Raw genomic sequence first — 22,677 nt, 5'->3', positions numbered from 1 at the left:
ACCGAGATGGGCGGCTGCGCGGAGAACGGGGCGTCCCGCGGCGCGGCGGAAGCCGTCGTCGGCCGCATCGATCCGCGCGCGGCGATCGACCCGGGCGCGCGCCTCGGCCCCGGCTGTTCGATAGGTCCGTTCGCGGTGATCGGCAGGGACGTCGTGATGGGCGCCGGGAACGTCGTCCACGCGCACGCCGTCGTCCTCGGGCCGGCGACGCTGGGCGACGGCAACGAGCTGTTCTCGTTCGCGGTGCTCGGCGGCGCGCCGCAGGATCTGCGGCACCGCGGCGAGCCGACGCGGCTCGAGATAGGGAACCGGAACGTCTTCCGCGAGCACGTGACCGTGAGCCGCGGGACGGCGCACGGCGGCGGCGTGACGGAGATCGGGGACGACTGCCTCCTCATGGCCGGCAGCCACGTGGCCCACGACTGCCGCCTCGGCGACCGCGTCGTGATGGCGAACCAGGCGACGCTCGCCGGGCACGCGACGGTCGGCGATCACGCGGTGTTCGGCGGCTTCGTGGGCGTGGGCCCGTTCGTCCGGATCGGGGAGTCCGCGATGCTCGCGGCCGGCGCGATGATCGAGCGCGACGTCCCGCCGTTCTGCATCGCGGCGGGCGATCGCGCGATCCTCCGCGGGATCAACAGGGTCGGCATGCGGCGGCGCGGGATCTCCGCCGAGGCCAAGGAGCAGATCAAGCGCGCCTTCAGGATGCTCAAGCGGAGGGGCACGCCGCTCGAGGAGATCGCCGAGGCGCTCGAGGCCGATCCGGAGATCACGGAGGAGGCGCGGCGCCTCGCGGGGTTCCTGCGCGGCGCGCACCGCGGCGTCCTCCGATGATCGGGATCGTCGCCGGTCGGGGTGACTACCCGATCGCGCTGCACGACGCGCTTTGCGCCCGGGGCGAGGGGACGGCGATCGCGTGCCTCGCCGGGCAGGCGGATCCGGGCCGGTTCGAGGGGGCGGCGTCCGTCCGGACGTTCCCGCTCGGGGCGCTCTCGTCCATCGCCCGGTACTTCCTTTCGTGCGGCGCGGGCGTCGCGTACATGGCGGGCGGCGTCGAGCGGAGGGGCGCGCTCCTCTTCGCGCGGCCGGATCTCGGGGCGCTCGCGCTCCTCCCCGCCGCGCTCTTCGGCCGCGACGATCGGCTGTTGCGGGCCGTCGCGAGCCGCTTCGAGGCTCGCGGCGTCCGCATCGGCGACCCGCGGCCGGTCCTCGGCGACGCGATCCCGGAAGCCGGGCACCTCGCCGGGCCGCCGCTCGCAGGGAGCGCGCGAGCCGATCTGCTCGTCGCCCGGGACCACGCGCGGCGCGTCGGGGCGAGGGGCCGGGGGCAGGCCGTCGTCGCCTTCCGCGGCCGCGTGAGCGGGACCGAGGACCGCCGCGGCACGGACGCGCTGCTCGCGGCTGCGCCGGGACCTGGCGCCGTGCTCGCGAAGGTCGCGGTCCCGGGACAGGACGAGCGGTTCGATCTCCCGGCCATCGGCCCGTCGACGATCCGGATCGCCGCGGCGGTCCGCCTCGCCGCGATCGGGATCGAGGCCGGCCGCTCGCTCGTCCTCTCGCGCCCCCGCGTCGTCGAGCTGTGCGGCGCGTATGGGATCTCGCTCGTCGGGCTGTGAACGTCAACCTCTCGGCCAGGTTTCGCGTCGAGCCAACATGCCGTTGCGAAGAGAGCGCACCTCGGCACCGTCCGAAAGTGGTACCATCGGCACACAATAAGTAGCCTGCCACGAAAGGAGCCCGCCGTGTCGTACGAGGTCGTGCCGAAGGCCCGTTGCGTCCGCGCCATCGCCGTGTTCGTCCTTCTCGGGGCGCTCGTCACTCCGCTCGCGGCGGCGGCCGATCCGCCCACGCCGCTGAACGTACTATTCGTGGCGAACGGGTGGTGCTCTCAAGAGGATGACATCGAGAACCACTTCCTCGACCTCGGGTACAACGTGACGCGGATCAAGGACTACAAGGTCAAGAGCACGACGAGCTTCGCCGCCTACGACCTGATCGTGCTCACCGAGTCCGCACCGCTCGTCTCGGCGGCGGGGCTCAACGCGATCAAGGCATCGGGCAAGCCGGTGCTGGTGGTGGAGTCGTGGACGTTCCTGTACGCGTATCGGCTCGGGCTCACGACGTCGCCGCTCGCCCGCCTCTCGGACGGGGACACGGTCACATCGCTGGTGGACGGGCACACGGCGTTCACGAGCCGGGTCGGTACCGAGGCGCTCGTGCATCAGACAGCTTCATTGGTATTCGGCGTCAATCCGGCGCACGCGAAGTCGAACGTCGTGCCGTTGTACCAGAGCACGGGCTGCATGTCCGGGGTGTCGCTGTTCGTGGACTATGAACACAAGATCGGCGTGACCGGCATCTCCGACACGGCGAGCTACACGGTCGACGCCTGGAAGATGTTCGACATCCTGGTGCAGCAGATCGTGCCGGCGCCGCGGCCATACGCGACTCTGGACGAGGTGACGGATGCGTTCATTTACTCGGGGCTGTACACGTTCGTAGAAGAAGTACAAGAGGACCTCCGGCAGCAGCCGGGTTCATGGACCTTCGAGGAGGCGGAAAAGGAAGCTTGGCTGATCACAACCCAGTGGCGCCTGGGTGAGTTCTGGGATTACATGACGATGGAGATCGGGAATCCCTTCGGGATATCAGCGCAGCTCCCGTCTTTCCATACTCTTTACGTACCCCCTCAGCGGCCTCATGGGGACGTGAGCCTGCATCCTGGACATCTGCCGGACGATCCCCCCTACGACGAGGAACACGAGTATTGGTTCATGGGGCAGTACTGGGAAAGCACTTTCCCTTATGAAATTGTTCTGCACCCATTCCAGTGGCCTGACTCTTGCGATGGTACCGACCTCGGGCTCGGCATTAACGTGAAGCTGAACGGACGCGACTACTACTACCTGGGTGACACATGGGACGCATACTCGAAACGAGACAGTGATCCGAACAACACAATTCGGATGTGGTCTGATTCAGAATGTGGGGACACGGGAGATCTCGCGCGATGTGACGACATGATCGTCGTTTCCACGGACGCCGTTCCCCAGAACGGCGTCAGCGCGTCGCCGGTATTCGTAGACAGCGCGCAACGGTGGAAGCCGATCACCATTCCCGGAGTCCACAAGTATTACTCCTCCCAACTCCTGGGGTACTGGGGCGGGCAGGACTGGGAGCCGGCCTTCACCGTGCCGACCGGCGCGGCGACGGCGATGGGCTGGAAGAAGAAAGTAGTTGGTTGGGGAATAGAGATCTATCTACCGGTGCCCATGGCGGTGGTTTGGTACGGTACGGCGATTCATCCTGGTCAGCAGTTCCCCTCCGTAGACATCGACAGCACCGATCCGCAGAGGCGTCCGACCTCTTGGGTCGGGTGCTCGTTCGATGGAACAACGTTCTACTCCTGCTACACGACTATCTCCGGTGAGGTGGTGCCGTTTTCCACCGACAGTTCTCCTCCGGACAATGCGCCTGCGGTCGGTGACCCGTCGAGTCCTCTCTATTTCCCATACCCATATCCCGCGTATCCCGCCACCGGCTTTCCCGCGCGGTTCATTCAGGTTACTGCGGTGAACGTGACCGCATCCGACTTCGAGTCGATTTGCCCGGATGGTTTCTACGCCTCAGAGATGTGCGAGTTCTACGATTCCGGTGGCGGACTGCTGCTGTACGGTTCAGGCAGGCCGTACCGGAAAAGCGGGCTCTTCCTAGCGTTCATCGCGGCTGGGGATTTCGGCCATGTCAATCCAGATACTGACAAGCCGATAGTGAACTACTGGACCGGCGACGGATGGTCGCTCGAAGAGGAGGATGCCGCCTCGCTGACCGGTGAACCCCCTTGCGACACATGGCGGCGACCCGACCATACTCCGATCTCGAAAACCCATGGATGCTGGCCGATCGACAGCAACCTGACAACCACGGACTGGGATGTCAAGAAGGTGTTCGGGGAGTTGTCAGCGAGACTGATCCGATCCGATGACCCCACCGTTGCTCCGCAGGTCGTTCTGCTCAACAACAACGAAGGCAACGTATTCGCGTGGAAGGCACCGCTCTCCGCGCCTTGGGGTGGCGACTTCGCCGCGCTCGATCCAGATCCCACTCTGACATTCGGGTACGGCCCGTACATCATCGACGCGTTCAGCGACGACACTTACCCAGGCAACGGCCCTGACGGCGGCGTCGTGCTGTGGCACACGATCTCGGTGTGGAACGGAACCGAACAGACGCCGTACGGAGTGTACACCGGGAAAGAAGTGATCCCGTGGTGATCAACAAGTACTACGCGACGACGCTGGTCGTTTCGTTGGCGGTGGGGGGCGCGGCTTTGGGCTGCGCCGGTGACGACACGGGACCTGATCTCGATGCAGGTCCGGATTCCGGCACGGACACAGACGCTGACACAGACACGGACTCGGATGCGGACCCAGATGCTGGCACCGACACCGACACGGAGTTCGACTCCGGACCACCTGGGGACGAGGCGATTTGGATCTCTGCCGGAGGTCACCATACGTGTGCGGTGATCGAAGGCGGTTACGTCAAGTGCTGGGGTTACGATCAGTTCGGCGATCTCGGTTACGGTTTCGACCTCGACGACGACCCCGGTGCGGACACGTCGTTGCCTTCGACTTTGCCGTTCGTGCGCGTCGGCGAAGAGGTGGGTGATCTCGAGGCGGGCGGCTATCACACATGCGCGCGGTTCGTGAACGGCGGCGCGAAATGCTGGGGGTACAACATCTACGGACAGCTCGGAGTGGATTCCGAAAGCTGCATTACCATCGGCGAGATCGACGTCCCCGCAGACCACGCCCCCATCGATTTCGGCGGCGGGGCGGTGAAACAGATTAGTGCCGCAGAGGGCAACTTCACCTGCGCCATCCTTGTGGACGGCGGTGTGCGGTGCTTCGGCTACTGCGCAGCCGGGGAGACTGACGATCACATCGTTGACCTCGGCGGACCTGCGGCGCAACTGTGCACAGGGGCGGCCCACACCTGCGCGGTGCTCGAGAGTGGGGACGTGTACTGTTGGGGCACCGGCGCCGCCTCGGGCGCGCTCGGTTACGGCGACACTGATGACGTCTGGGACCCACTGACGAAGGGTCCTGTGGACATCGACGGTTCGGCGACCCGAGTCGCGTGCGGCTACTACCACACGTGCGCGCTGCTCGACACCGGCGACATCGCGTGCTGGGGGGGCAACGACGTTGGCCAACTCGGCTACGGCAACACCGAAAAGATAGGCGACGACGAGACGCCGGCTTCGGTCGGCACCGTGGATGTCGGCGCTTCGGTGACTCAACTTTCGGCGGGCCAATTCAATACATGTGCCCTCCTGGAAGGCGGCGGCGTGAAATGTTGGGGCTCAGGCGGCGGCGTGCCCCTCGGCTACGGCAACACCGACAGCGTCGGCATGACCAACGTCCCCGCGGACGTGGGGAACATCGAACTGGGCGGCCCCGCCGTTCTCGTGGACAACGGCTACTCTCACATCTGCGCCCTTCTGGAGAGCGGCGACGTGATTTGCTGGGGCAGCGCGGGCGACTATCTGGGCTACGGTGAAACGGGCGACATCGGCGACGACGAGACACCCGCGGACGTCGGGCCGGTTCAGCTATTCTGACGTAGTCCGTGTCGGGTAGCGGCCGATTCCTTTGCGAGGCGCGGGGTTTCGCGTAAACTACTGCTTCGTGAAACCGATCTTCATGATCCCGCTGTCCCTGTTCCTGGCCACAGCCTGCACGGACGAGGGCGGGGGCGGTTCGCCGGACGCCGGGGACGGCGATGCGGACGCGGACTCCGACTCCGACACGGACGTCGATTCCGACACGGACACCGACTCCGACGCGGACACGGACTCCGACACCGACACAGAGACCGAGTCCGAGTCCGAGTCCGAAACCGACACCGGGTTCGTCGCGGTGGACTTCACGGCGATGACCTACAACGTCGGCAACCCGGACTCCGCGGATCCGTACTACCCGCTGCGCATGCAGTCCCAGGACTACGAGGACTACATGGCGGGCGAGATCCAGTGGCTCGCGCCGGACATCGTCTTCCTGCAGGAGGTGCTGTCCGCGAAGACCTGCGAGGCGTTCGTGGAGACGGATCCCTCGAAGACCTGCTACGAGTGGGACACCCGCCCGCGGCCCGCGGAGCGCCTGCTCGGGCCGGACTACAGCATCGTCTGCGACGCGCGCGATCACGTCGAGTGCGTCGGCGTCCGCACCGACTTCGGGACGATCGACGGGCTCGCGCCGGGCGAGTACGCCGAGTCGGGCGCCGAGACCCCGGAGCTCCCGCTGCCGCCGTGCGTCTGGGCGGAGGACGAGTGCACGGACGACCTGTGCGACGCCGAGTCCACGGTCTCCGCGGTCACGGTGCACACGGACGCCGGCCCGCTGCGCGTCGTGCACCTGCACCCGATGGCGCAGGTCTCGGCCGCGATCTCCGGCGACGCGTGCCGGACCGAGCAGCTGCTCCAGGTCTTCGAGGGGTACGTCGTCGGCTGGGAGGATCCGCTCGTCTCGGGCGCCGACCGCGCGATCGCCGCCGGCGACTGGAACCTCGGGCTCGAGGTCTACTGGGCGCGCACGATGTTCAGCTCGGCGGACGCGGACGACGTCTTCTACGAGTTCGTCGGCTGCGACGGGTGCGGCTTCGCGGACGTCGATCCGCGGGACGGCGTCGGCGACCGTTACTCGACGACCTCGGTGGCGTGGACGTGGCTCGACGACGTCGGGCTGCCGATCGCCATCGATCACGTCGTCGTCTCGGACGGCATCGACGGCGAGTGCCTCGTGCACGACGACGGCGGCGAGCCGACGACCGAGCGCCTCGACTATTGGTACTCGGGGCTCGACGACCTCGGCGCGGACGAGCGGATCGACCACTACGCCATCACCTGCGATCTCCACGTGGAGCCGTAGGCCCCCTCACTCGTCCGAAGCCTGGCGCGTCCTCCCTGCCGTCCCTTGGGTCGCTTTCGTCGCTTTTCGCAGAAAATCGGCAACATTTCCGAAAAACGACCGATAGAGGAGGCATGAGTGAAAGGGACGAAAGGGCCAGAAGGGACGACAGGAAGAGGAGAGAAACGTTCGCGGATGCTCGCGGGCGTGGCTTCATTCCTCCGCACGGTGGGTACCGCGGATTGCTCTCCTATCGGAGGGCCGAAATCGTCTACGACGCGACGATCCGATTCTGCGCGCGTTACTACAGGCAGCGCGACCGGACGGTCGATCAGATGGTGCAGGCTGCGCGCTCGGGGAAACAGAACATCGCCGAGGCCAGCGCCGCGTCCGGCACATCGAAAGAGATGGAGATCAAGCTCACCAACGTCGCGCGGGCGAGCCTCGCGGAGCTGCTGGAGGACTATCGCGACATCCTTCGCGTCCGCGGGATCCCAGAATGGACCAGGGATCACCCGTATGCTCTACGGCTGGCGCAGCTCGTGCGTTCACCAGGAGCCGGTTACGAGACCCTCCGGCGCGCCGTCGAGCATCCGGATCCGGCGATCTCCGTCAACGCGATCATCGGCCTCGTGAAAATCACGCATGCTCTGCTTTGGAGGCAGATCCAGCGGCTTCAAGCGGACTTCGTAGAGGACGGCGGTCTGCGAGAGCGGATGACGCGGGCGAGACTGGCGTACAGGAAGGAGCGATGAAACCAGGAGGTGGAAGAGACATGACGGCCGGCGAGCGGACCGGGACAGTCTCGTCCCCGAATTCCGGCGGAGGGCTTTCCCAGGGGTTGCGGCTACTCCGCGTGCGGCAGCTTCTCCGCCACGGCGAGGCCGAGGTTCCGGCACGCCTCGAGCTGCTCGCCGTCCGGGACGTACTTCACCTTGAGCCCCTCGGCGACGAGCTCGATCTTCATCCGCGCGAGCCGCTCGTCGAGGTGGGCCGTCGCCTCGCCGCTCCACCCGAACGAGCCGAACGACGCGCCGACGAGGTTCTTGGGCCTCAGCCCCTCGAGGTAGGTCATGGTGTCCGCGACGGTCGGGAAGATCTGGTTGTTCATCGTGGGCGAGCCGACGAGCAGCGCGCCGGCGCCGAGCAGCTCGGTCGCCACGTCCGATCGGTGCGCCGCGTCGAGCGGCATGAGGATCGCGGTCGCGCCCCCGGCCGCGAGCCCGTCGCCTATCGCGCGCGCCATCTTCGCGGTGGATCCCCACATGGTGTCGTAGACGACGACCGCCTTCCGCGTGGGCTTCTGCGCGGCCCACTCCGCGTAGCGCTCGACGATCCAGCCGGCGTCCTCGCGCCAGATCGGGCCGTGATCCGGCGCGATCGTCCGGATGTCGAGCCCGAAGCCCGGGAGCTTGCCGAGGAACGCCGTGAGGATGGGCGACAGCGGGAGCAGGATGTTCGCGTAGTACTTCGCCGCCTCGGCGCGCAGGAGGTCGCGCGGGAGCTCGTCCGCGAACCTTTCGCTGCTCGCGAGGTGCATGCCGAACGCGTCGTTCGAGAACAGCACGCCGCCCTCGGCGAGGTACGTGAGCATGCTGTCCGGCCAGTGGAGCATGCGCGACTCGACGAACTTGAGCGTCGCGCCGCCGATGTCGAGCGAGTCGCCGGTCTTCACGGCCTCGATCGGCCGGCCGAAGTGGAAGTGCCGCTCGAGCGCGTCGCAGCCCTGCGCGGAGGCGAAGAGCTTCGACGGCTTGAGCCGCGCGATCGCCTCGGGCAGGAACCCCGAGTGATCCATCTCCGAGTGGTTCGAGACGATGTGCTCGATCTTCGACGGCTCGATGACCGACGCGATGCGCGCCATCATCTCCTCGCCGAACGGCGCCTTCACGGTGTCGATCAGCGTCGGCTTGTCGGCGAGCACGAGGAACGCGTTGTACGTGGTCCCGCGCGACGTGAGGTAGCCGTGGAAGTTCCGCAGGCCGAAGTCGACGGCGCCGACCCAGAAGACGCGGTCGGTGATCTCGACCGCGCGGAAGCCGCTCGGCATCAGGCGACACCTCCGATCGTGCCGGCGCCGGCGAGCTGCGCGGGCAGCATGAACGGCCGCTTGGCCAGCTCGAGGTCCAGCATGAAGAGCCCGCCCTCGGTCTTGTCGACGAGCTTGAGCTTCTGCACGACCTCGTCCGCGCTCGCCTCCTCCTCGACCTGCTCCGAGATGAACCACTGGAGCTTCTGCGCCGTCGCGTAGTCCTGCTCGGCGGTCGAGAGCGCCATCAGCTTGTTGATGAGATCCGTGACGTGCTGCTCGTGCTTGTACACCGCCTCGAAGCACGCGAGGGGGGACTTCCACTCGGTCTCGGGCGCGCCGATCGCCCCGAGGAGCACGCGGCCGCCCCGCTCGCTCAGGTAGCTCGCGAAGATGTTCGCGTGGTTCGTCTCCTCGATCGCCTGGGCGTACATCCAGTGCGAGAACCCCTTGAGGCTCAGCGACTCGAAGTAGGCGGCCATCGAGTAGTACAGGTAGGCCGAGTAGAGCTCGGCGTTGATCTGCGCGTTGATCTTGTCCGCGACCTTCTTCTTTATCATTCGTGACCTCCTCGGTGCGCCCGGCTCAGCCGACCGGCTCGAAGCCGTCCTTGCCCACGCCGCACAGGGGGCAGACCCAGTCCTCGGGCACGTCCTCCCACGCGGTCCCTTTCGCCACGCCCGACGCCTCGTGCCCCTTCTCGGGATCGTAGATGTAGCCGCACGCCGTGCACTCGTACTTCTTCATGTTCGCTCGCTCCTTGTCTCGGGTCCACCCCGTTTGCGTAACCTACTTTCTATGCACGGGCAATCGCCGTGGCAAGGGGAGACAGCGCCGAATGGAGCGCGACGTGCACGGGACGTTCGCGAGGCGGATCAGCAGCTGCTGGAGATCTCGTCCGCGATGTCCGTGCACTCCTGCAACTGATCGGCGTCGTAAGAGAGGGTGTCGCCGTCGCAGTAGTACACGTCGGACAAGCAGTCGAAGTAGTCGGTGTAGTCGCAGTCCATGCCATCGTAGTTGTCGCACGAATAATCCACGGGGGTATCGAGGCACGGGAGGGCGTTGATGGCATCCTCGGCGTCCTGGCAGGCCCCGACGTTGTCGAAATTGTTGTCGTCACCGTAGTTGTCGTCGAGGCAATCCTCGAGGTCGTCCGCTTGGTCGTCGCAGTCGTCGAAATCGTCGTCCTCGAAATCGTTGCAGGAGAGCCCTGTCGTGCACTCCAGGTAGCTCAGATACTCGTTCTCGCAGTCGTCGTATTCGTCGACATACTCATCGACGTAGTCCTCGCAATCGTCCTCACAGTCGCCCATGGAATCGTACACCTCGTCGAAATAGTCCTCTGCGCAGTCCTCGAACTGCTCGCACGACGCGCTGCACACGCTGGCCACGCTCGGGCTGCCGTCGCCGCTGTCGCACGAGCCGGCGGCGAGCACGCCGGCGAGCAGGGTCGCGACCATCATGAGAACGTTGCGAACCGTGATTCTCAACATGTTGTCCTCCATATGTTGGGTCTTCGAAAAAACACGATACGAAGAATCGGCAACGGCGTCAATCCGAAGGGCACGATGGCGGCGGCGCAGTCGTCCTCCTTCTGGATGCTGGAGGTCGCGCCCTCGTAGGAGCGGCCGAAGACCCCGCTGTCTTTCTAGCAGCCGAGATCCACGAGGTACGCGTCGCAGCCGCGGGAGTCGAGGCAGTCGCACCAGGCGGTCTTGCAGTCCACGAGGCACTCCGTGTCGACGCCCGCGTCGGTCTCGCACTCGTCGGTACACGTGGTGTGCTCGTCCTCGCAGGCCCGGGCGTCGGACTCGTTGCAGGCTGCGTTGTCGCTGGTGTCACAGCACGGGACCGAGACGAGCCCGACGAGCAGGATCGCCGTGATCACGCGGAGGGTGCTGCCGCTGCGCATGGTTTCCTTTCCGTTGGCGAAAAGCTGGTCGGCCTACCCGCTGCAGCCGACGTTGCCGGTGTCGCAGCCTGCCTCTTCCCAGCATACGCAGAACTCGTCGAGGCATGCCTGCAACTCGTCAGGGTAGCTCGAAGACAAGTGATCGAGCCCCTCCAAGCAGGTGTAGTACGTGGCCGTGCAGTCGTCCTGGTCTTGGCTGGTGCAGGTCGCACCCTCGTCTTCGCAGGCGACTACGGCGAAGGTGAGCAGGGAGGCGGCGAACAGAGACGCGAATAGCCGGAATCTGGACACGGTTTCCTCCCAAGGCTGCGCACTTTGCGCTGAAAAACCGTACGGAAATCCGCGGCGCGAGTCAACCCGGTCGACGCCGCCGACCCCGCCCGAAACCGGAAGGATGATCGATCCTGCCCATCGCGCGATCCCTTGCGGGATCACGGCGCGCGCTGCGGCGGCAGGCCGGCGACGAAACGTTCCGGGTTGTGCTGTAGGATGTGCTTCTGCGTGCAGGCGTCGGCGCCGAGACCGTTGTACTCCTCGCCTTCGTAAAAGAACCTCTCGTGTCGCACGAAATCCAGGTAGGACCGCACGTCGCTCAGGCTGTTCGCGTTCACGGCCTCGCCCATGAAGACGGTATCGGAGCCCAGATTGACGCGATCGACGTAGACCCGGACGAAGCGCCTCCACAGATCGATGTTTTCGCTGAGGGTTGTGAAGCCCTGGAGCTCCGCCATGGGATTGCCGAAGCTGAGATCCACAGACAGGTTGGGGTGTGTGTCGAGCAGCTGGGCCAGCCGACCGGGGTCCTTCGACAGCAGGCAGAGGTGCGGGCAGATCATCACGAGATCCGGGTGGGCGTCGAGGACCCGCTCGAGCTCATCCAGGTAGAGGCCGCCGTTCACGTGCATTAAAAGGGGCGTGCCAGTGGCTTCGAGGTAGTCGTAGATCGGCTCGGCCAATGGAGAGTCGAGCGGCGTGTCCCCGTGGTACTCGCCGTGCCCGCTGAACAGCTTCAGCCCCACGGCGCCGGCGTCCAGGGATTCCTCGAGAAAGAGCAGGGCGGCGGGATCGCGCACGTCGACCGTCGTGAACGGGATCAGCATCCCGTTGCTCGTCGCCTCCTCGATGAGGAGGAGGCTGTCCTCGTACCGGGTGTCCAGCATCGCGAACGCCACGGTCCTGTCGATTCCGACCTCGCCCAGCACCGCCAACAGCACGTCGAGGCCTTCGGCTCCCATGATGTGCTCGTGGACGTCGACGACCTGGGTGATCTCCTCGTCCTGGCACACCGGCGGATCCGCGTCCTCGTCGAACGGGATCTTGCCGTCGCCGATCGAAGGCACGTCCGTCCGGTCGCCGCAGCCGAACGCTGCCGCCCAGAGCGCAGTGACGAGCGCCAACGGAGCTCGCAGAGGCACTGTCTTCCCGTCCGTTCGAACGGAGCTGCTTCTTCGTCGGTGTGGGCGATCTAGGGGAGGAAACTGGCCCGAGGCCAGGAAGGGAGAATTACTCACCCGCCTCCATCTCGCAGAGAAGGGTGAAGGTGTCGATCATGGCGGCGGAGTCGTAGATGTCGATCGCTTCCTGGCAAGCATCCTCGTCGACCTCGCCCTCGCCCTCGCCCTCTTCCACCGGCTCACAGATGGAGCAGTCCGGGAAATCGCCGCAAACGGTATCGATGTCGTCCTGGACCATGTCGGCATAATCATCACAGGGGCCGCCACCGGCGTCATCGTCGTCACCGCAGGCAACCATCGCGAACGCGAACACGGACACGAGCAGGATAGCAAATACCTTCTTCATCTCTCTCTCCTTCTGTGAGTTGTCTTAGGGAATCCCCTAATAACATTTCTTGTGTTCGTCCGACGTTCAGGGGCGCGGGTTATTCACTTCTTCGCTTAATCCGCGGCACCTGATCCCTCTGCCGAACAACGGTTGAGGAAATCTACAACGTTTGCGGCAAAACGCAATAATTTTTTCACGTCCGAGAGCATGCAAATCACTGTATTTTTTTCTTGTACTCGTAGTAACGGGCGAGGACGCGCTTGATGTACGAGTGCGTCATCGTGTAGGGCGGCACGCCGCCGTACTTGAGCACCGCGCCCTCTCCGGCGTGGTACCCCGCGATCGTGAGCACCATGTCGCCGCCGAACATGTTGGCGAGGTAGCGCAGGTAGCGCGTGCCGCCCATGATGTTCGAGTGCGGATCGAAGCTGTTCGCGCAGCCCATGCGCTTGGCCGTGCCGGGCATGAGCTGCATGAGCCCCTGCGCGCCGGCGACCGACACGACGTCGGGGTTGTAATCGGACTCGACGCGGATGACGGCGCGGACGAACGCCTCGGGGATCGAGTGCGTGCGCGCGGCCTCGACGATCGACGTGTCGTACCGCGAGTAGCGCGCCGGGTCCTTGGATCTGGCGCCGACCGGGACGACACCGGGGCGCGCCATGCGCTGCTCCGGCGTCCGCATGTAGATCTTGTACTTCCCCTTGTCCCTGCCGCCCGGCCGCAGGTTCGTGAAGTGCACGGTGCCGTCCTTGTCCGTGAACGAGTAGATGTCCGCGGAGGCGTCGGGGGCCGCGGCGACGAGGACGGCGAGCAGAGCTAGTGTTCTTGCCCTCACGACCTGCCATTCTAGCCGGAACCCGGCGGGGCGATCCAGTTTGCCGGCGCGTCTTGACATGCGTTCAGGTCACCCGTACGGTCGGCTCATGAGGACGGCGGGGGACGCGCGGCAGCTCGAGCTCGACCTCAAAGGGCCGGCGCCCGTGCCGGCGCCCGCCGCGGATCTCCCGGATCTCCTCGACTCCCACGCGCACCGCATCCGCGGGTTCCTCTCCATGGCGCTGCCGCAGCCCGTCGACGTCGTGTTCCACGAGAACCGGCACACCATGATCTCCTACAAGAGCGCCCGGGGGCGGCTCGTCGTGCGGCTGCACCGGCTGTTCCGCCACGCGGGGTCGATCGAGCTGCACGCGCTGGCGCGGTTCGTCGCCGCGCGTGATCCCGCGGCCTCGCGCGTCCTCGACGGGTTCATCCGGCGGCACCGCGGGGAGATCGGCGGCGCGGCAAGGACGCGGCGGGCGCACGGGAGCGCGGCGGGGGAGGTGCACGACCTCGAGCCCGTGCTCGGGCGCGTGCGGGAGCGGTACTTCGGCGGGATCGGCGACGTGACGATCCGCTGGGGCGCGGCGCGGGGCTCCGGATCGCGGCGGCATAGGCGCACGCGCTCGCGGAGTCGGGCGCTCGCGACCTACAGCTTCGAGGACCGGACGATCCGCGTCTCGAAGGTGCTCGACTCCGCGCGCGTGCCGGACTTCGTCCTCGACTGGATCGTGTACCACGAGATGCTGCACCACGTGCTCCCCTGCGAGGACGGGAACGGCCGCCGCCGGTTCCACACGCGGCGGTTCCGGGCGCTCGAGCGCGGCTTCGAGCGCTACGACGAGGCGCTGGCGTGGGAGAAGGCCAACCTGGACTGGCTGCTCGCGTGAGGAAGGGCGGGCACGTCGTAGGGGCGTATGGCCATACGCCCCTGACTACGATTTCGGCTGGATCGACTTGAGCAGCTTGTTGAGCGCCCAGACCTCGATGGCGCGCAGGTTCTCGAACTGCAGGCCGACGCCGTCGGGCTCCTTGCTCCAGCGGACGATGCACGGGATCTCCGACCTCGCGGCGACGCCCGGAAGACTGATCCGGAGCACCACCTTGTCGTCGAGCGTCGGGACGGGGCGCGTCTCGAGGAACACGCCGCCCTGGCTGATGTTCACGGTCCGGCCCGGCTGCGCCTTCTCGCCGAAGGCGATCTCCACGTCCGCACGAAAATCCACGCGTTGGTATTGTCTCTTGTGTTCCATCGGGTCCGCGCCGCCACGAAATCGCTCGAACTCGAGCGAGGATAGTGTAGCATGACTCCCGATTGGGAAAAGGCAAGCCCGACGGGGGAAAGAATGGCTGCGAGCCGCGCCGTTTCTGGGAAATCCAGGGTGATCTTCGCCGTCGCCCTCCTCGGGATCGGGGGCGCAATCTTCCTCGCCGTTCGCTGCGGCGAGGCGCCCCTGCCCGAGATGCCGCGGGCGGCGTTCCGGGACGCAGAGGTCGACGGGGCGCTCGCGGCGCTCGCCGAGCGGACGGGGGGCGTGGCCCCGCGCGGCGACGAGGTGCGGCTCGTCTCCGACCTGCAGGCGTTGCACGCGGCCGAGGTGGCGGCCCTGCGCGACGAGGAGCCCGAGGAGCGGAGCCGGGCGCTGTACGACGGGTTCCGCAAGGCGGCGGCCGCGGCGGCGGCGGCGGATAGGGGGCGCTACCTCCTGCTCGGCGAGAAGCTCGCGGCGGACTTCGGGAAGGCGCTCGTGCCGATGCTCGAGGCGGCCCGGCGCGCCGGGACGGCCGCCGTGCTGTCGGGAGACGGGCCGGAGCTCGCGCGCGTCGTCGAGGCGGGCGGCACGTTCGTCTTCCGCGCCGCGGAGCGCGGCCTGATCGATCCGCGCGGGGACTTCCGGGGCGCCCGGCACCTGCCCGAGGTGCTCTTCCGCAAGCGCTGGTGCGGCGCGGTGGGGATCCCGGTCGAGGGGACGCTCGCGCCCGCCGAGCGGCGCGCGGAGCTCGACTTCACCGCCGCGTTCGGCGCGGACGTCGGCCAGCGGTTGGCCGCGATCGACGCGCTCGCGGCGCTGGACGCGTCCTACGACGCCGCCGTGGCGCGCGCGCTCGTGCTGCACGGCGCGGGGCGCGACGCCGAGGCGCGGCGCATCGTCGAGGAGGCGGCCCGCACGCGGCGGGACGATCCGCCGATCGAGATGCTGCTCGACGCGTTGGAGTGAGGCGGGGAGCGGCACCGCCTGCTTCACGGTGGAGTGATTCACCCGTCCAGCACGAACACGTACGCGTAGGTGATGACGGTGTCGACCGCGTCGCCCTTCTTGTCCAGCGCGGGCTTCCAGCGCTCGTCGAGCATCGCGGCCTTCGCGACCGCGCCGAGCCCGCCGCCCGGGTCCTTGATCACGCGGACGTTCTTCACCGCCCCGTCCTTGCCGATGAAGACCTGCAGGATGACGCGCCCCTCGATCCCCTCGCGCTTGGCCTCGGTCGGGTAGGGCGGGATCCGGATGTCGCCCTCGCGCGGCTCGGGGCGGCGCGAGAGATCCTTCGCCGGCACCGGCTTGAACCCTTTGCCGTCGCCGCTCGGAAGTGAAGGGCTCGTGTCGCGCGCCGGCTTCTGCCCGGGCTTGGCCAGGGCGCCGAACTTCGTGTTGCCCTCGGACCGCCCGAGCGCCCAGCTCGCGCCGGAGCCGTCCTCGGCGAACGTGTTGTCGCCGAGATCGAACACGGGCGGCGCGGTCTCGGGCTTCGGCGGCTCCTCCTCCGGCGGGGGCGGCGGCGGCTCCTCGGGCTTGGCCTTCGGCTTCACCTTGACCTGCTCCGGCTCGGTCTCCGGCACCGGCTCCTCCTCCGGCGGCGGCGGGGGCGGCGGCGGGGGCTTCGCCTTCTCGGAGATCGTCATGTCGACGATGTCCCACTCCTCGGCCAGCTGCGTCGGGAGGAACAGGAGGAGCGCGACCAGGAGCGCGTGCACGCCGCCGGACAGGATCAGCGCGAGGGTGTGGCGGCTTTCGCTGCGCAGCGTCATCTCCGGCTCAGTCGCCCTTCGCTTTGGAGTCGATGTTGATGGCGAACTTGCTCACGCCGAGCTTGCGCACGAGGTCGATGATCGACACGACCGCGCCGTGCGAGACCTTCTTGTCGGCGGCGATGACGACGCGGAGATCCTCGTTCTGGGAGTGCGCCTGCGCGACCGTGCGCGAGAGCGCCGCCGCGTCGGTCCTGACGCCGTCCAGGTAGATGTCCCCGTTCTCCGTCATCGTGATGGCGAGCGTCGTCACGACGTTCTCCCCGGTGGCCGCCTCCGGCAGATCCACGGGGATCGACTGCGCGATGATGTAGGTCGCGGTGACCATGAAGATGATCAGCAGCACGAGCGACACGTCGACGAACGGCGTGACGTTGATGTCGGAGATGATCTCCCCGTCGTTGTCGTTCTTCCCGGTGATCGCCATCGTCTTTATCCCTTCTTCGAGGCGTCGTCCGCCGTTCCGGAGAGCGCGGCGAGCAGGGAGTGCTGCAGGCTCTCCGCGTCGCCCATGATGGCGCGGATGCGGCGCTGGAAGATGTTGAACGCGATCACGGCCGGGATGGCGACGAGCAGGCCCATCGCGGTCGCGACGAGCGCCTCCGAGATGCCGGACATGACGGTCGCGGCGCCGCCCTTGGTGTTCAGGGAGAGGTCGTGGAACGCCTGGATGATGCCGATGACGGTGCCGAACAGCCCGATGAACGGCGCGTTGTTACCGACCGTGCCGAGGTAGGTCAGGTTCCTCTCGAGCTTGAGCTTCTCCCGCGTCGCGGCGCTCGCGCCCGACTCCCCGGCCGACGCCGCGCCGAGCCCCGCGTCCGCGAGCATGGCGCGGGCCACGGCGACCGTCACGCCCTTGGCGCCCTCGAGCCGCTTGGCCGCCGCCGCGTGGTCCCCGCCGGCGAGCGCCCCGCGCAGATCCGTGATGAGCGCCGCGACGTTCGGGCGCTGTCCGAGGAAGTACATGGCGCGCTCGATCATGATGGCGATCGACACGACCGACAGGGCGACGAGCACCCACATCACCCACTCGGCCCCCAACAACGTGAAACTCTTGAAGGTCTCGATGATGCTCATCTGTGTTCCTTTCGCGGGCCGCGCGCGGGCCCTCCGGTTCCGCCACTCTAGTAACGCGTTCCGGGATTCGCGCAAGGGTCAACCGACTCCTCCGCATTTGACACGCGGCGCGCGGGGGATCCACCATGAATCCTGCCGCGGCGCGGGGAGCGGCGGCGGAGGAGGCTCGGGGCGTGCGGGACGCGAGGCGGATCATCGAGGGGATCCTCGGGGAGGGGGTGCGGTCGGGCGCCTTCTCCGGGGCGCAGGCGGCGTGGTGCGTCGGGCCGGAGCGGCGACGGGAGCTCGCGTGCGCCGGAACCACGAGAGCGGCGGGGGGGGCCGAGATCGGGCACGACACGCTGTTCGACGTCGCGTCGCTGACGAAGCTCTTCACGGCCGGCGCGGCGCTGCGCCTCTGCGAGCGCGGGGTGCTCGCCATGGGCGCGGAGCTCGGCGGGCGGGTGGAGGAGCTCTCGGGGACGCCGCAGGCGCACGCCACGCTGGAGCAGCTGCTCGCGCACGAGGCGGGCTTCGTGCCGTGGACGCCGCTGTACGAATCGGTCGAGCCCGGCTCCCGCGGCACAAAGGCGGGCAAGGCGCGACTGCTCGCCGCGCTCGCCGCCGCGCCGCCGGCCTCCGCCCCGGACGGCGTCGCGCGCTACTCGGATCTCGGGTTCATCGCCCTCGGCGTCTGGCTCGAGCGCGTGGCCGCGGCCCCGCTCGAGGAGGTCGTCGCGGCCGAGGTGACGGGGCCGCTCGGCCTGCTGCGCACGCGGTTCCACCCGACGGAGCGCTGCGCGGCCACGGCGATCCGCCCGCGGCCGGGCCGGGAGCTCGTCGGTGAGGTGCACGACGACAACGCGCGGGCCATGGGCGGCGCCGCCGGGCACGCGGGGCTGTTCTCCACCGCGGCGGACGTGGCGCGGCTCGGCGCGGCCTGGCTGGACGCCCTCGCGGGGCGGGGCGGGTGGCTGTCCCGCAAAACGGCGGAGGCGGCGGTGCGGCGGCGGCCGTCGGGCAGGGGGCTCGGGTTCGACCTCGCGCTCGCGGAGGGCTCGTCGGCCGGCGCGCGCATGGGGCGCGGCACGTTCGGCCACCTCGGGTTCACCGGGTGCTCGCTCTGGATCGATCCGGGCGCCGGGTGCGCGATCGCGCTCCTCACGAACCGCGTGCACATGGGCGAGAGCCTCGACGCGATCAAGGCGTTCCGGCCGCGGTTCCACGACGCGTTGATGCGGGCGTTGTTCGAGGCATGAGGCGGCCGGCGCGGCGGATCAGGCGTCCTTCTGCGTGCGCGGGGGCTGCGGCAGGGCGCAGTCCTTGGCGTCCTCGACGTGGATCGGGAACCGCGGCGTCGTGCCCTTGGCGGACGCCTGCTTGCGGCTCTTGCCCTGCTTGGTGCGCTTGGCCCTGCGAATCCGCTCCAATTTACCGGTGAGAGAAGCCATCCCGTCCTCCTGGACTCTGGGCGATGCGCCCCTGAGAGCGGCGGGAATCTTGGCCGAGACGCCCCGGCAGGTCAAGCGGATTCGCGACAAGTAGCGGGTGAACCCCGCGGGACTAGTTGGTAGAATGTCCCCGAAAGGTGGTGCCATGAAAGGCGATTCGGCAGAGAGCTTCGTTCGGGAGGTCGAGCTGCACTTGAGGGCGCGCTACCCGCACCTCTTCATCGTGACCGACGAGGAGGAGCGGGCGCTCCGGCTCCTCGGGGTCGCGGCGGAGCGCGTCGGGATGCGGGTCTCGACGCCGCGGAAGGACGCCCGCGACGACGCCGTCCCTCCGGACGACGGGCGCCCCGTCGTGACGGTGTTCGACGACGTCCACAGGCGGCTCGACGATCCGGCGCTCCTGCGGCGCCTCGCCGACATGGCGGCGGGCGGCGGGGACGGCGGCGTGGCGGTCGTCATCGCGCCGTGGGTCGATCTGCCGCCGGAGCTCGAGCGCACGAGCGCGGTCGTCGAGCTGCCGCTCCCGAGCCCCGCCGAGCTCGAGAAGGAGCTCGACGGCGTCTGCCAGGAGCACGGCGTGCTGCTCACCGAGGAGGACGCGGCCGCGCTCGTCCGGGTGGGGCAGGGGCTCGCGCTCGCAGAGGCCGGGCGGGCGTTCGCGAAGGCGCTCATCGGCTGGCCCGAGGACGCCGACGGCGCGCGGGCGTCCGTCGAGCGGGACAAGCGCAAGGCGCTGCACAGGAGCCGCGTCCTCGAGCACATCGAGGCGCCGGACTCCCTCGACGACGTGGGCGGCCTCGACCAGCTCAAGGCGTGGCTCGCCGAGCGGCGCGACGCGTTCTCCGAGCGGGCTCGCGCGTACGGGCTGCCGGCGCCCCGCGGGCTCCTCCTGATGGGCGTGCAGGGCTGCGGCAAGTCGCTGACGGCCAAGGCGGTCGCGAGCTTCTGGCGGCTGCCGCTCGTCCGGCTCGACCTCTCGGCGGTGTTCGGCCAGCCGCGCCCGGAGGAGGCGCTCCGGGGCGCCATCCGGGTCGCCGAGGCGATGTCCCCGGTCGTGCTCTGGATCGACGAGATCGAGAAGGGGTTCGATCGCGACGGCGGCGGGATGGCGGCGCGGCTCCTCGGCGGGATGGTCACCTGGCTGCAGGAGAAGTCCAAGGAGGTCTTCGTCGTCGCCACCGCGAACCGCGTGGCCGATCTGCCGCCCGAGCTGCCGCGCAAGGGCCGCTTCGACGAGATCTTCTTCGTCGATTTGCCGAACGCGCGCGAGCGCCACGAGATCCTGCTCGTGCACCTGGCGCGCCGCGGGCTCGATCCGGCGGCGTTCGACGCCGACGCCCTGGTGCGCCGCACGGACAGGTTCACCGGCAGCGAGCTCGAGCAGGTCGTCATCGCCGGCATGTACGCCGCGTTCGCCCGCGGCGAGGGCGTGGCCGACGGCGACTTCGCGGCGGCGGCGGCCGAGATGGTGACGCTGTACGACACGTTCGAGCCGGAGATCAAGGCGCTGCGCGAGTGGGCCAGGAAGCGCGCCCGGGCCGCGTCCACGGACCGGCGCAAGCTGGACTACTTCGGCGGCGACGGCGGCGCGGGCAAGCCCGCTCCGAACGGAGGCGCGCACTGATGAGGAGCATGGCCATCGCGTCGATCCTCGCGGCGGGGTGCCTCGTCCCGCACGCGCTGTCCGCTGCCGAGGCGCGACCCGCCGACGTCGCCGTGCCGCCGGGCGCGCCCGCGGCGTCGCGGCTCGTCACGGCGCTCGAGCTCGAGCTCCCCTACGCGGAGGGAGAGGAGGGGCTGGGGTTCGTCCCCGCGGGGAGCGAGCACCCGGCGCTCGGGGCGAACGCGATCGCGGTGTCGGGCGACGGGACGATCCTGCTGTCCGATCCCGTGCGAAACAAGCTGTTCGCCGTCCGCGTCGACGCCTCCGGGCGCCCGGCGATCTCGGTCGCGGGAACCCTTCCGCCGCGGCCCGTCGCGCGGTCGGGCGGCGTGCCGACCGGCACCCGCGCGGTCAAGACGAGCGGCGAGGGCGGCGAGATCGTGTTCGTCGACGGCGGGATCGAGACGCGCGTCGGCCTCTCGGCCGGCGGCCCGCTCGCGTCGTTGCGGCTCGTGGGCGTCGATCGCCTCGGCCGCGCCTTCGTCGTCATGGAGCGGTTTTGCGAGCTCGGCCGGACCGCGGTCGATCGCGAGCTGCTCGTCGTCGAGCGGAGCGGCGCGCTCGTGGCCCGGGCCGCGCTCCCGGCGCCGCCCCTCGTGCCCCCGTTGACGGAGCTCTACCTCACGCCCGACGGCGCGCTCTACCTCCTCGCGGCCGGCGCCGAGTCGGTCCGCGTCGTGCGGCTCGAGGTGCGGCCATGAGCGCGCGCACGTCGACCGTCGCCGCCGTCGCGATCGCCGCCGCGATCGCCGCTCCCGCGGGCGCCGTCGAGCGCAGCGTGATGCTCGCGAACGCGCCGCTCTACGAGGATCACGAGTGGACGTGCACGGAGACGAACCACTGGGGCACGGACTGCCCGTCGGGCTACGAGAGCGACTGGTGCCCGGGCACCTACGTCGGCCTGCCGTACGACTGGGGCGGGTGGTCCACGGTCGACGAGTTCGACGCCGACATCGCCGACGGCCTGGGCGCGGGCTCCCACTCGGCGGACGGATCGCTCGCGTGCACGACCGGGGTCGACTGCTCGGGCTACGTGAGCGTCCTCTGGGAGACGCCCTGGAAGTACGGCACCTCGACGCTGCCCGAGATCAGCGACGCGATCGACGCCCGCGACATGTGGCCCGGGGACGTCTACAACGACGCCGGCAGCCACGTCATCATGTGGGTCCGCAAGGACCCGTCCGGCGACGCCTGGATCACGGAGTCGAGCGGGACCTGCAACGGCGTCTGCGGCCGGGCCGTCCCGTGGAGCACCTTCGGCAGCTACACGCCGCGCGTCGCGTGGACCGACTACGTCCAGACCGCGACGGTCGGGACCGCCGCCGGGACGACGGACGATCCGATCGTCGTCGACGCGCTGCCGTTCCGCGACTGGCGCAACACGCGCTACGCGACGAGCGACGCGTTCGACTTCTACTCCGCCGCGCCCGACGTCGACGAGAGCGGGCCGGAGAACGTCTACGAGCTGGAGCTCCCCTGCGCGGGCACGGTGACCGCGTCCGTGCTCGACGCGCCGGGCGCCGACGTCGATCTGCAGCTGCTCGGGTCGCTCGACGCCGACGACTGCCTCGGCCGCGCGCACGTCGATCTCGAGGTCGCGGTGGCCGCCGCGGGCACGTACTACCTGACCGTCGACTCGTGGGTCGGCTCGGACTCGACGATCTACTCCGGCGCGTACGTGCTCGACCTCGACTTCGCCGCCGCGGACACCGACGCGGACACCGACGCGGACGCGGACGGCGGCGCGGACGGCGGGGCGGACTCCGACACCGACTCGGACTCGGATTCGGACTCGGACTCGGATTCGGACTCGGACGCCGACGGCGGCTCGGGGACCGATGGCGGCTGCGGCTGCGCGGCGGTAGGCGGCGCGACGGCGACGAGCCTCCTCGGTCTCCTGCTACCTTGATATCGCCGCGTCGATGACCGCGAGCGCGTCGCGCCGCATCTCCGCCGACACCGTGTGCCCGACGCCGGGGTACTCCCCGAGCGTCGCGTCGAAGCCGGCGGCCGTGAGCGCGTC

General features: G+C 68.6%; 26 protein-coding genes. 12 read left to right on the top strand and 14 right to left on the bottom strand.

The features are described 5' to 3' along the window. Positions 1-6: 6 nt before the first annotated feature. The 6 genes from lpxA (at position 7) to M0R80_15165 (ending at position 7,666) form a co-directional block, all read left to right on the top strand. A complete protein-coding gene (gene lpxA, locus M0R80_15190) occupies positions 7-834 on the top strand; it encodes an acyl-ACP--UDP-N-acetylglucosamine O-acyltransferase (GenBank protein ID MCK9460979.1) in 828 nt (275 codons plus the stop codon). Next, positions 831-1,616 carry a UDP-2,3-diacylglucosamine diphosphatase LpxI gene (gene lpxI, locus M0R80_15185; protein ID MCK9460978.1) on the top strand — a complete coding sequence of 262 codons (786 nt, stop codon included), beginning with the start codon at positions 831-833 and terminating at the stop codon, positions 1,614-1,616. The genes lpxA and lpxI overlap by 4 nt, the downstream gene beginning before the upstream one ends. 126 nt (positions 1,617-1,742) lie before the next feature. After that, positions 1,743-4,274: a hypothetical protein gene (locus M0R80_15180; protein MCK9460977.1), complete on the top strand. Its 2,532-nt coding sequence runs from the start codon at positions 1,743-1,745 to the stop codon at positions 4,272-4,274. After that, positions 4,268-5,626: a hypothetical protein gene (locus tag M0R80_15175; protein ID MCK9460976.1), complete on the top strand. Its 1,359-nt coding sequence runs from the start codon at positions 4,268-4,270 to the stop codon at positions 5,624-5,626. Before M0R80_15180 ends, M0R80_15175 begins: the two co-directional genes overlap by 7 nt. 67 nt (positions 5,627-5,693) lie before the next feature. After that, on the top strand, positions 5,694-6,932 hold the full coding sequence (locus M0R80_15170) for a hypothetical protein (GenBank protein ID MCK9460975.1): 1,239 nt from the start codon (positions 5,694-5,696) through the stop codon (positions 6,930-6,932). Between the two features lie 113 nt (positions 6,933-7,045). Then, a complete protein-coding gene (locus M0R80_15165) occupies positions 7,046-7,666 on the top strand; it encodes a four helix bundle suffix domain-containing protein (protein ID MCK9460974.1) in 621 nt (206 codons plus the stop codon). Positions 7,667-7,758: 92 nt separating this feature from the next. On the opposite strand, the gene M0R80_15160 is transcribed toward M0R80_15165, so the two are convergent. The 9 genes from M0R80_15160 to M0R80_15120 all read right to left on the bottom strand — a co-directional run bounded on the left by M0R80_15160 (position 7,759) and on the right by M0R80_15120 (position 13,475). Next, a complete protein-coding gene (locus M0R80_15160; GenBank protein ID MCK9460973.1) occupies positions 7,759-8,961 on the bottom strand; it encodes a flavodoxin domain-containing protein in 1,203 nt (400 codons plus the stop codon). After that, positions 8,961-9,500, bottom strand: a complete 540-nt coding sequence (locus tag M0R80_15155; GenBank protein ID MCK9460972.1) for a ferritin — start codon at positions 9,498-9,500, stop codon at positions 8,961-8,963. Before M0R80_15155 ends, M0R80_15160 begins: the two co-directional genes overlap by 1 nt. A gap of 25 nt (positions 9,501-9,525) precedes the next feature. After that, on the bottom strand, positions 9,526-9,687 hold the full coding sequence (locus M0R80_15150) for a rubredoxin (GenBank protein ID MCK9460971.1): 162 nt from the start codon (positions 9,685-9,687) through the stop codon (positions 9,526-9,528). Between the two features lie 128 nt (positions 9,688-9,815). Continuing rightward, positions 9,816-10,436 carry a hypothetical protein gene (locus M0R80_15145; GenBank protein ID MCK9460970.1) on the bottom strand — a complete coding sequence of 207 codons (621 nt, stop codon included), beginning with the start codon at positions 10,434-10,436 and terminating at the stop codon, positions 9,816-9,818. A 155-nt stretch (positions 10,437-10,591) separates the two neighbouring features. Continuing rightward, positions 10,592-10,855 (bottom strand): hypothetical protein, encoded by a 264-nt coding sequence (locus M0R80_15140; protein ID MCK9460969.1) that lies wholly within the window; start codon positions 10,853-10,855, stop codon positions 10,592-10,594. A 33-nt stretch (positions 10,856-10,888) separates the two neighbouring features. Further along, positions 10,889-11,146 (bottom strand): hypothetical protein, encoded by a 258-nt coding sequence (locus M0R80_15135; protein MCK9460968.1) that lies wholly within the window; start codon positions 11,144-11,146, stop codon positions 10,889-10,891. Between the two features lie 140 nt (positions 11,147-11,286). Beyond that, the gene (locus M0R80_15130; protein ID MCK9460967.1) at positions 11,287-12,252 is read right to left on the bottom strand and encodes an amidohydrolase; all 966 of its coding nucleotides are present in this window, start codon (positions 12,250-12,252) and stop codon (positions 11,287-11,289) included. A gap of 106 nt (positions 12,253-12,358) precedes the next feature. Then, the gene (locus tag M0R80_15125; protein MCK9460966.1) at positions 12,359-12,655 is read right to left on the bottom strand and encodes a hypothetical protein; all 297 of its coding nucleotides are present in this window, start codon (positions 12,653-12,655) and stop codon (positions 12,359-12,361) included. A 196-nt stretch (positions 12,656-12,851) separates the two neighbouring features. After that, complete coding sequence (locus M0R80_15120; GenBank protein ID MCK9460965.1) at positions 12,852-13,475, bottom strand: lytic transglycosylase domain-containing protein; 624 nt, start codon at positions 13,473-13,475, stop codon at positions 12,852-12,854. Positions 13,476-13,563: 88 nt separating this feature from the next. Between M0R80_15120 and M0R80_15115 the strand changes: the two genes are divergently transcribed. Next, a complete protein-coding gene (locus M0R80_15115) occupies positions 13,564-14,346 on the top strand; it encodes a hypothetical protein (GenBank protein ID MCK9460964.1) in 783 nt (260 codons plus the stop codon). A gap of 45 nt (positions 14,347-14,391) precedes the next feature. On the opposite strand, the gene M0R80_15110 is transcribed toward M0R80_15115, so the two are convergent. Then, positions 14,392-14,682, bottom strand: coding sequence for a PilZ domain-containing protein (locus tag M0R80_15110; protein ID MCK9460963.1), 291 nt, complete (start codon positions 14,680-14,682; stop codon positions 14,392-14,394). A 120-nt stretch (positions 14,683-14,802) separates the two neighbouring features. Here M0R80_15110 and M0R80_15105 point away from each other — a divergent pair, with 120 nt between their 5' ends. Further along, positions 14,803-15,675, top strand: coding sequence for a hypothetical protein (locus M0R80_15105; GenBank protein ID MCK9460962.1), 873 nt, complete (start codon positions 14,803-14,805; stop codon positions 15,673-15,675). A 38-nt stretch (positions 15,676-15,713) separates the two neighbouring features. On the opposite strand, the gene M0R80_15100 is transcribed toward M0R80_15105, so the two are convergent. The 3 genes from M0R80_15100 to M0R80_15090 are packed head-to-tail and all read right to left on the bottom strand — an operon-like array spanning position 15,714 to position 17,561. Further along, positions 15,714-16,481 (bottom strand): energy transducer TonB, encoded by a 768-nt coding sequence (locus M0R80_15100; GenBank protein ID MCK9460961.1) that lies wholly within the window; start codon positions 16,479-16,481, stop codon positions 15,714-15,716. A 7-nt stretch (positions 16,482-16,488) separates the two neighbouring features. Next, positions 16,489-16,908: a biopolymer transporter ExbD gene (locus tag M0R80_15095; GenBank protein ID MCK9460960.1), complete on the bottom strand. Its 420-nt coding sequence runs from the start codon at positions 16,906-16,908 to the stop codon at positions 16,489-16,491. A 5-nt stretch (positions 16,909-16,913) separates the two neighbouring features. Further along, entirely contained in the window at positions 16,914-17,561 is a 648-nt protein-coding gene (locus tag M0R80_15090) for a MotA/TolQ/ExbB proton channel family protein (GenBank protein MCK9460959.1), read from the bottom strand. Positions 17,562-17,686: 125 nt separating this feature from the next. Here M0R80_15090 and M0R80_15085 point away from each other — a divergent pair, with 125 nt between their 5' ends. Continuing rightward, entirely contained in the window at positions 17,687-18,799 is a 1,113-nt protein-coding gene (locus M0R80_15085) for a beta-lactamase family protein (GenBank protein ID MCK9460958.1), read from the top strand. 18 nt (positions 18,800-18,817) lie between these two features. On the opposite strand, the gene M0R80_15080 is transcribed toward M0R80_15085, so the two are convergent. Next, positions 18,818-18,991 carry a hypothetical protein gene (locus tag M0R80_15080; GenBank protein MCK9460957.1) on the bottom strand — a complete coding sequence of 58 codons (174 nt, stop codon included), beginning with the start codon at positions 18,989-18,991 and terminating at the stop codon, positions 18,818-18,820. Between the two features lie 145 nt (positions 18,992-19,136). Between M0R80_15080 and M0R80_15075 the strand changes: the two genes are divergently transcribed. The 3 genes from M0R80_15075 to M0R80_15065 are packed head-to-tail and all read left to right on the top strand — an operon-like array spanning position 19,137 to position 22,563. Then, positions 19,137-20,615 carry an AAA family ATPase gene (locus tag M0R80_15075; protein MCK9460956.1) on the top strand — a complete coding sequence of 493 codons (1,479 nt, stop codon included), beginning with the start codon at positions 19,137-19,139 and terminating at the stop codon, positions 20,613-20,615. Next, on the top strand, positions 20,615-21,355 hold the full coding sequence (locus tag M0R80_15070) for a hypothetical protein (GenBank protein ID MCK9460955.1): 741 nt from the start codon (positions 20,615-20,617) through the stop codon (positions 21,353-21,355). The genes M0R80_15075 and M0R80_15070 overlap by 1 nt, the downstream gene beginning before the upstream one ends. Further along, positions 21,352-22,563 carry a hypothetical protein gene (locus M0R80_15065; GenBank protein ID MCK9460954.1) on the top strand — a complete coding sequence of 404 codons (1,212 nt, stop codon included), beginning with the start codon at positions 21,352-21,354 and terminating at the stop codon, positions 22,561-22,563. Before M0R80_15070 ends, M0R80_15065 begins: the two co-directional genes overlap by 4 nt. Positions 22,564-22,677 lie beyond the last annotated feature (114 nt).

The organism is Pseudomonadota bacterium (genome assembly GCA_023229365.1).
In the GTDB taxonomy this organism is placed as follows: domain Bacteria; phylum Myxococcota_A; class Polyangia; order JAAYKL01; family JAAYKL01; genus JALNZK01.
The sequence above is the reverse complement of the archived record's forward strand: the minus strand, read 5'-3'. Positions and strand labels throughout refer to the sequence as shown.

Excerpts from the sequence above, each read along its gene's own strand:
- M0R80_15150 (MCK9460971.1), bottom strand. The coding sequence starts at position 9,687 with ATGAAGAAGTACGAGTGCACGGCGTGCGGCTACATCTACGATCCCGAG.
- M0R80_15125 (MCK9460966.1), bottom strand. The coding sequence starts at position 12,655 with ATGAAGAAGGTATTTGCTATCCTGCTCGTGTCCGTGTTCGCGTTCGCG.
- M0R80_15065 (MCK9460954.1), top strand. The coding sequence starts at position 21,352 with ATGAGCGCGCGCACGTCGACCGTCGCCGCCGTCGCGATCGCCGCCGCG.
- M0R80_15140 (MCK9460969.1), bottom strand. The coding sequence starts at position 10,855 with ATGCGCAGCGGCAGCACCCTCCGCGTGATCACGGCGATCCTGCTCGTC.
- M0R80_15090 (MCK9460959.1), bottom strand. The coding sequence starts at position 17,561 with ATGAGCATCATCGAGACCTTCAAGAGTTTCACGTTGTTGGGGGCCGAG.
- M0R80_15095 (MCK9460960.1), bottom strand. The coding sequence starts at position 16,908 with ATGGCGATCACCGGGAAGAACGACAACGACGGGGAGATCATCTCCGAC.
- M0R80_15080 (MCK9460957.1), bottom strand. The coding sequence starts at position 18,991 with ATGGCTTCTCTCACCGGTAAATTGGAGCGGATTCGCAGGGCCAAGCGC.
- M0R80_15160 (MCK9460973.1), bottom strand. The coding sequence starts at position 8,961 with ATGCCGAGCGGCTTCCGCGCGGTCGAGATCACCGACCGCGTCTTCTGG.
- M0R80_15165 (MCK9460974.1), top strand. The coding sequence starts at position 7,046 with ATGAGTGAAAGGGACGAAAGGGCCAGAAGGGACGACAGGAAGAGGAGA.
- M0R80_15070 (MCK9460955.1), top strand. The coding sequence starts at position 20,615 with ATGAGGAGCATGGCCATCGCGTCGATCCTCGCGGCGGGGTGCCTCGTC.
- M0R80_15100 (MCK9460961.1), bottom strand. The coding sequence starts at position 16,481 with ATGACGCTGCGCAGCGAAAGCCGCCACACCCTCGCGCTGATCCTGTCC.
- M0R80_15145 (MCK9460970.1), bottom strand. The coding sequence starts at position 10,436 with ATGTTGAGAATCACGGTTCGCAACGTTCTCATGATGGTCGCGACCCTG.
- lpxA (MCK9460979.1), top strand. The coding sequence starts at position 7 with ATGGGCGGCTGCGCGGAGAACGGGGCGTCCCGCGGCGCGGCGGAAGCC.
- M0R80_15155 (MCK9460972.1), bottom strand. The coding sequence starts at position 9,500 with ATGATAAAGAAGAAGGTCGCGGACAAGATCAACGCGCAGATCAACGCC.
- M0R80_15115 (MCK9460964.1), top strand. The coding sequence starts at position 13,564 with ATGAGGACGGCGGGGGACGCGCGGCAGCTCGAGCTCGACCTCAAAGGG.
- M0R80_15085 (MCK9460958.1), top strand. The coding sequence starts at position 17,687 with ATGAATCCTGCCGCGGCGCGGGGAGCGGCGGCGGAGGAGGCTCGGGGC.
- M0R80_15105 (MCK9460962.1), top strand. The coding sequence starts at position 14,803 with ATGGCTGCGAGCCGCGCCGTTTCTGGGAAATCCAGGGTGATCTTCGCC.
- lpxI (MCK9460978.1), top strand. The coding sequence starts at position 831 with ATGATCGGGATCGTCGCCGGTCGGGGTGACTACCCGATCGCGCTGCAC.
- M0R80_15075 (MCK9460956.1), top strand. The coding sequence starts at position 19,137 with ATGAAAGGCGATTCGGCAGAGAGCTTCGTTCGGGAGGTCGAGCTGCAC.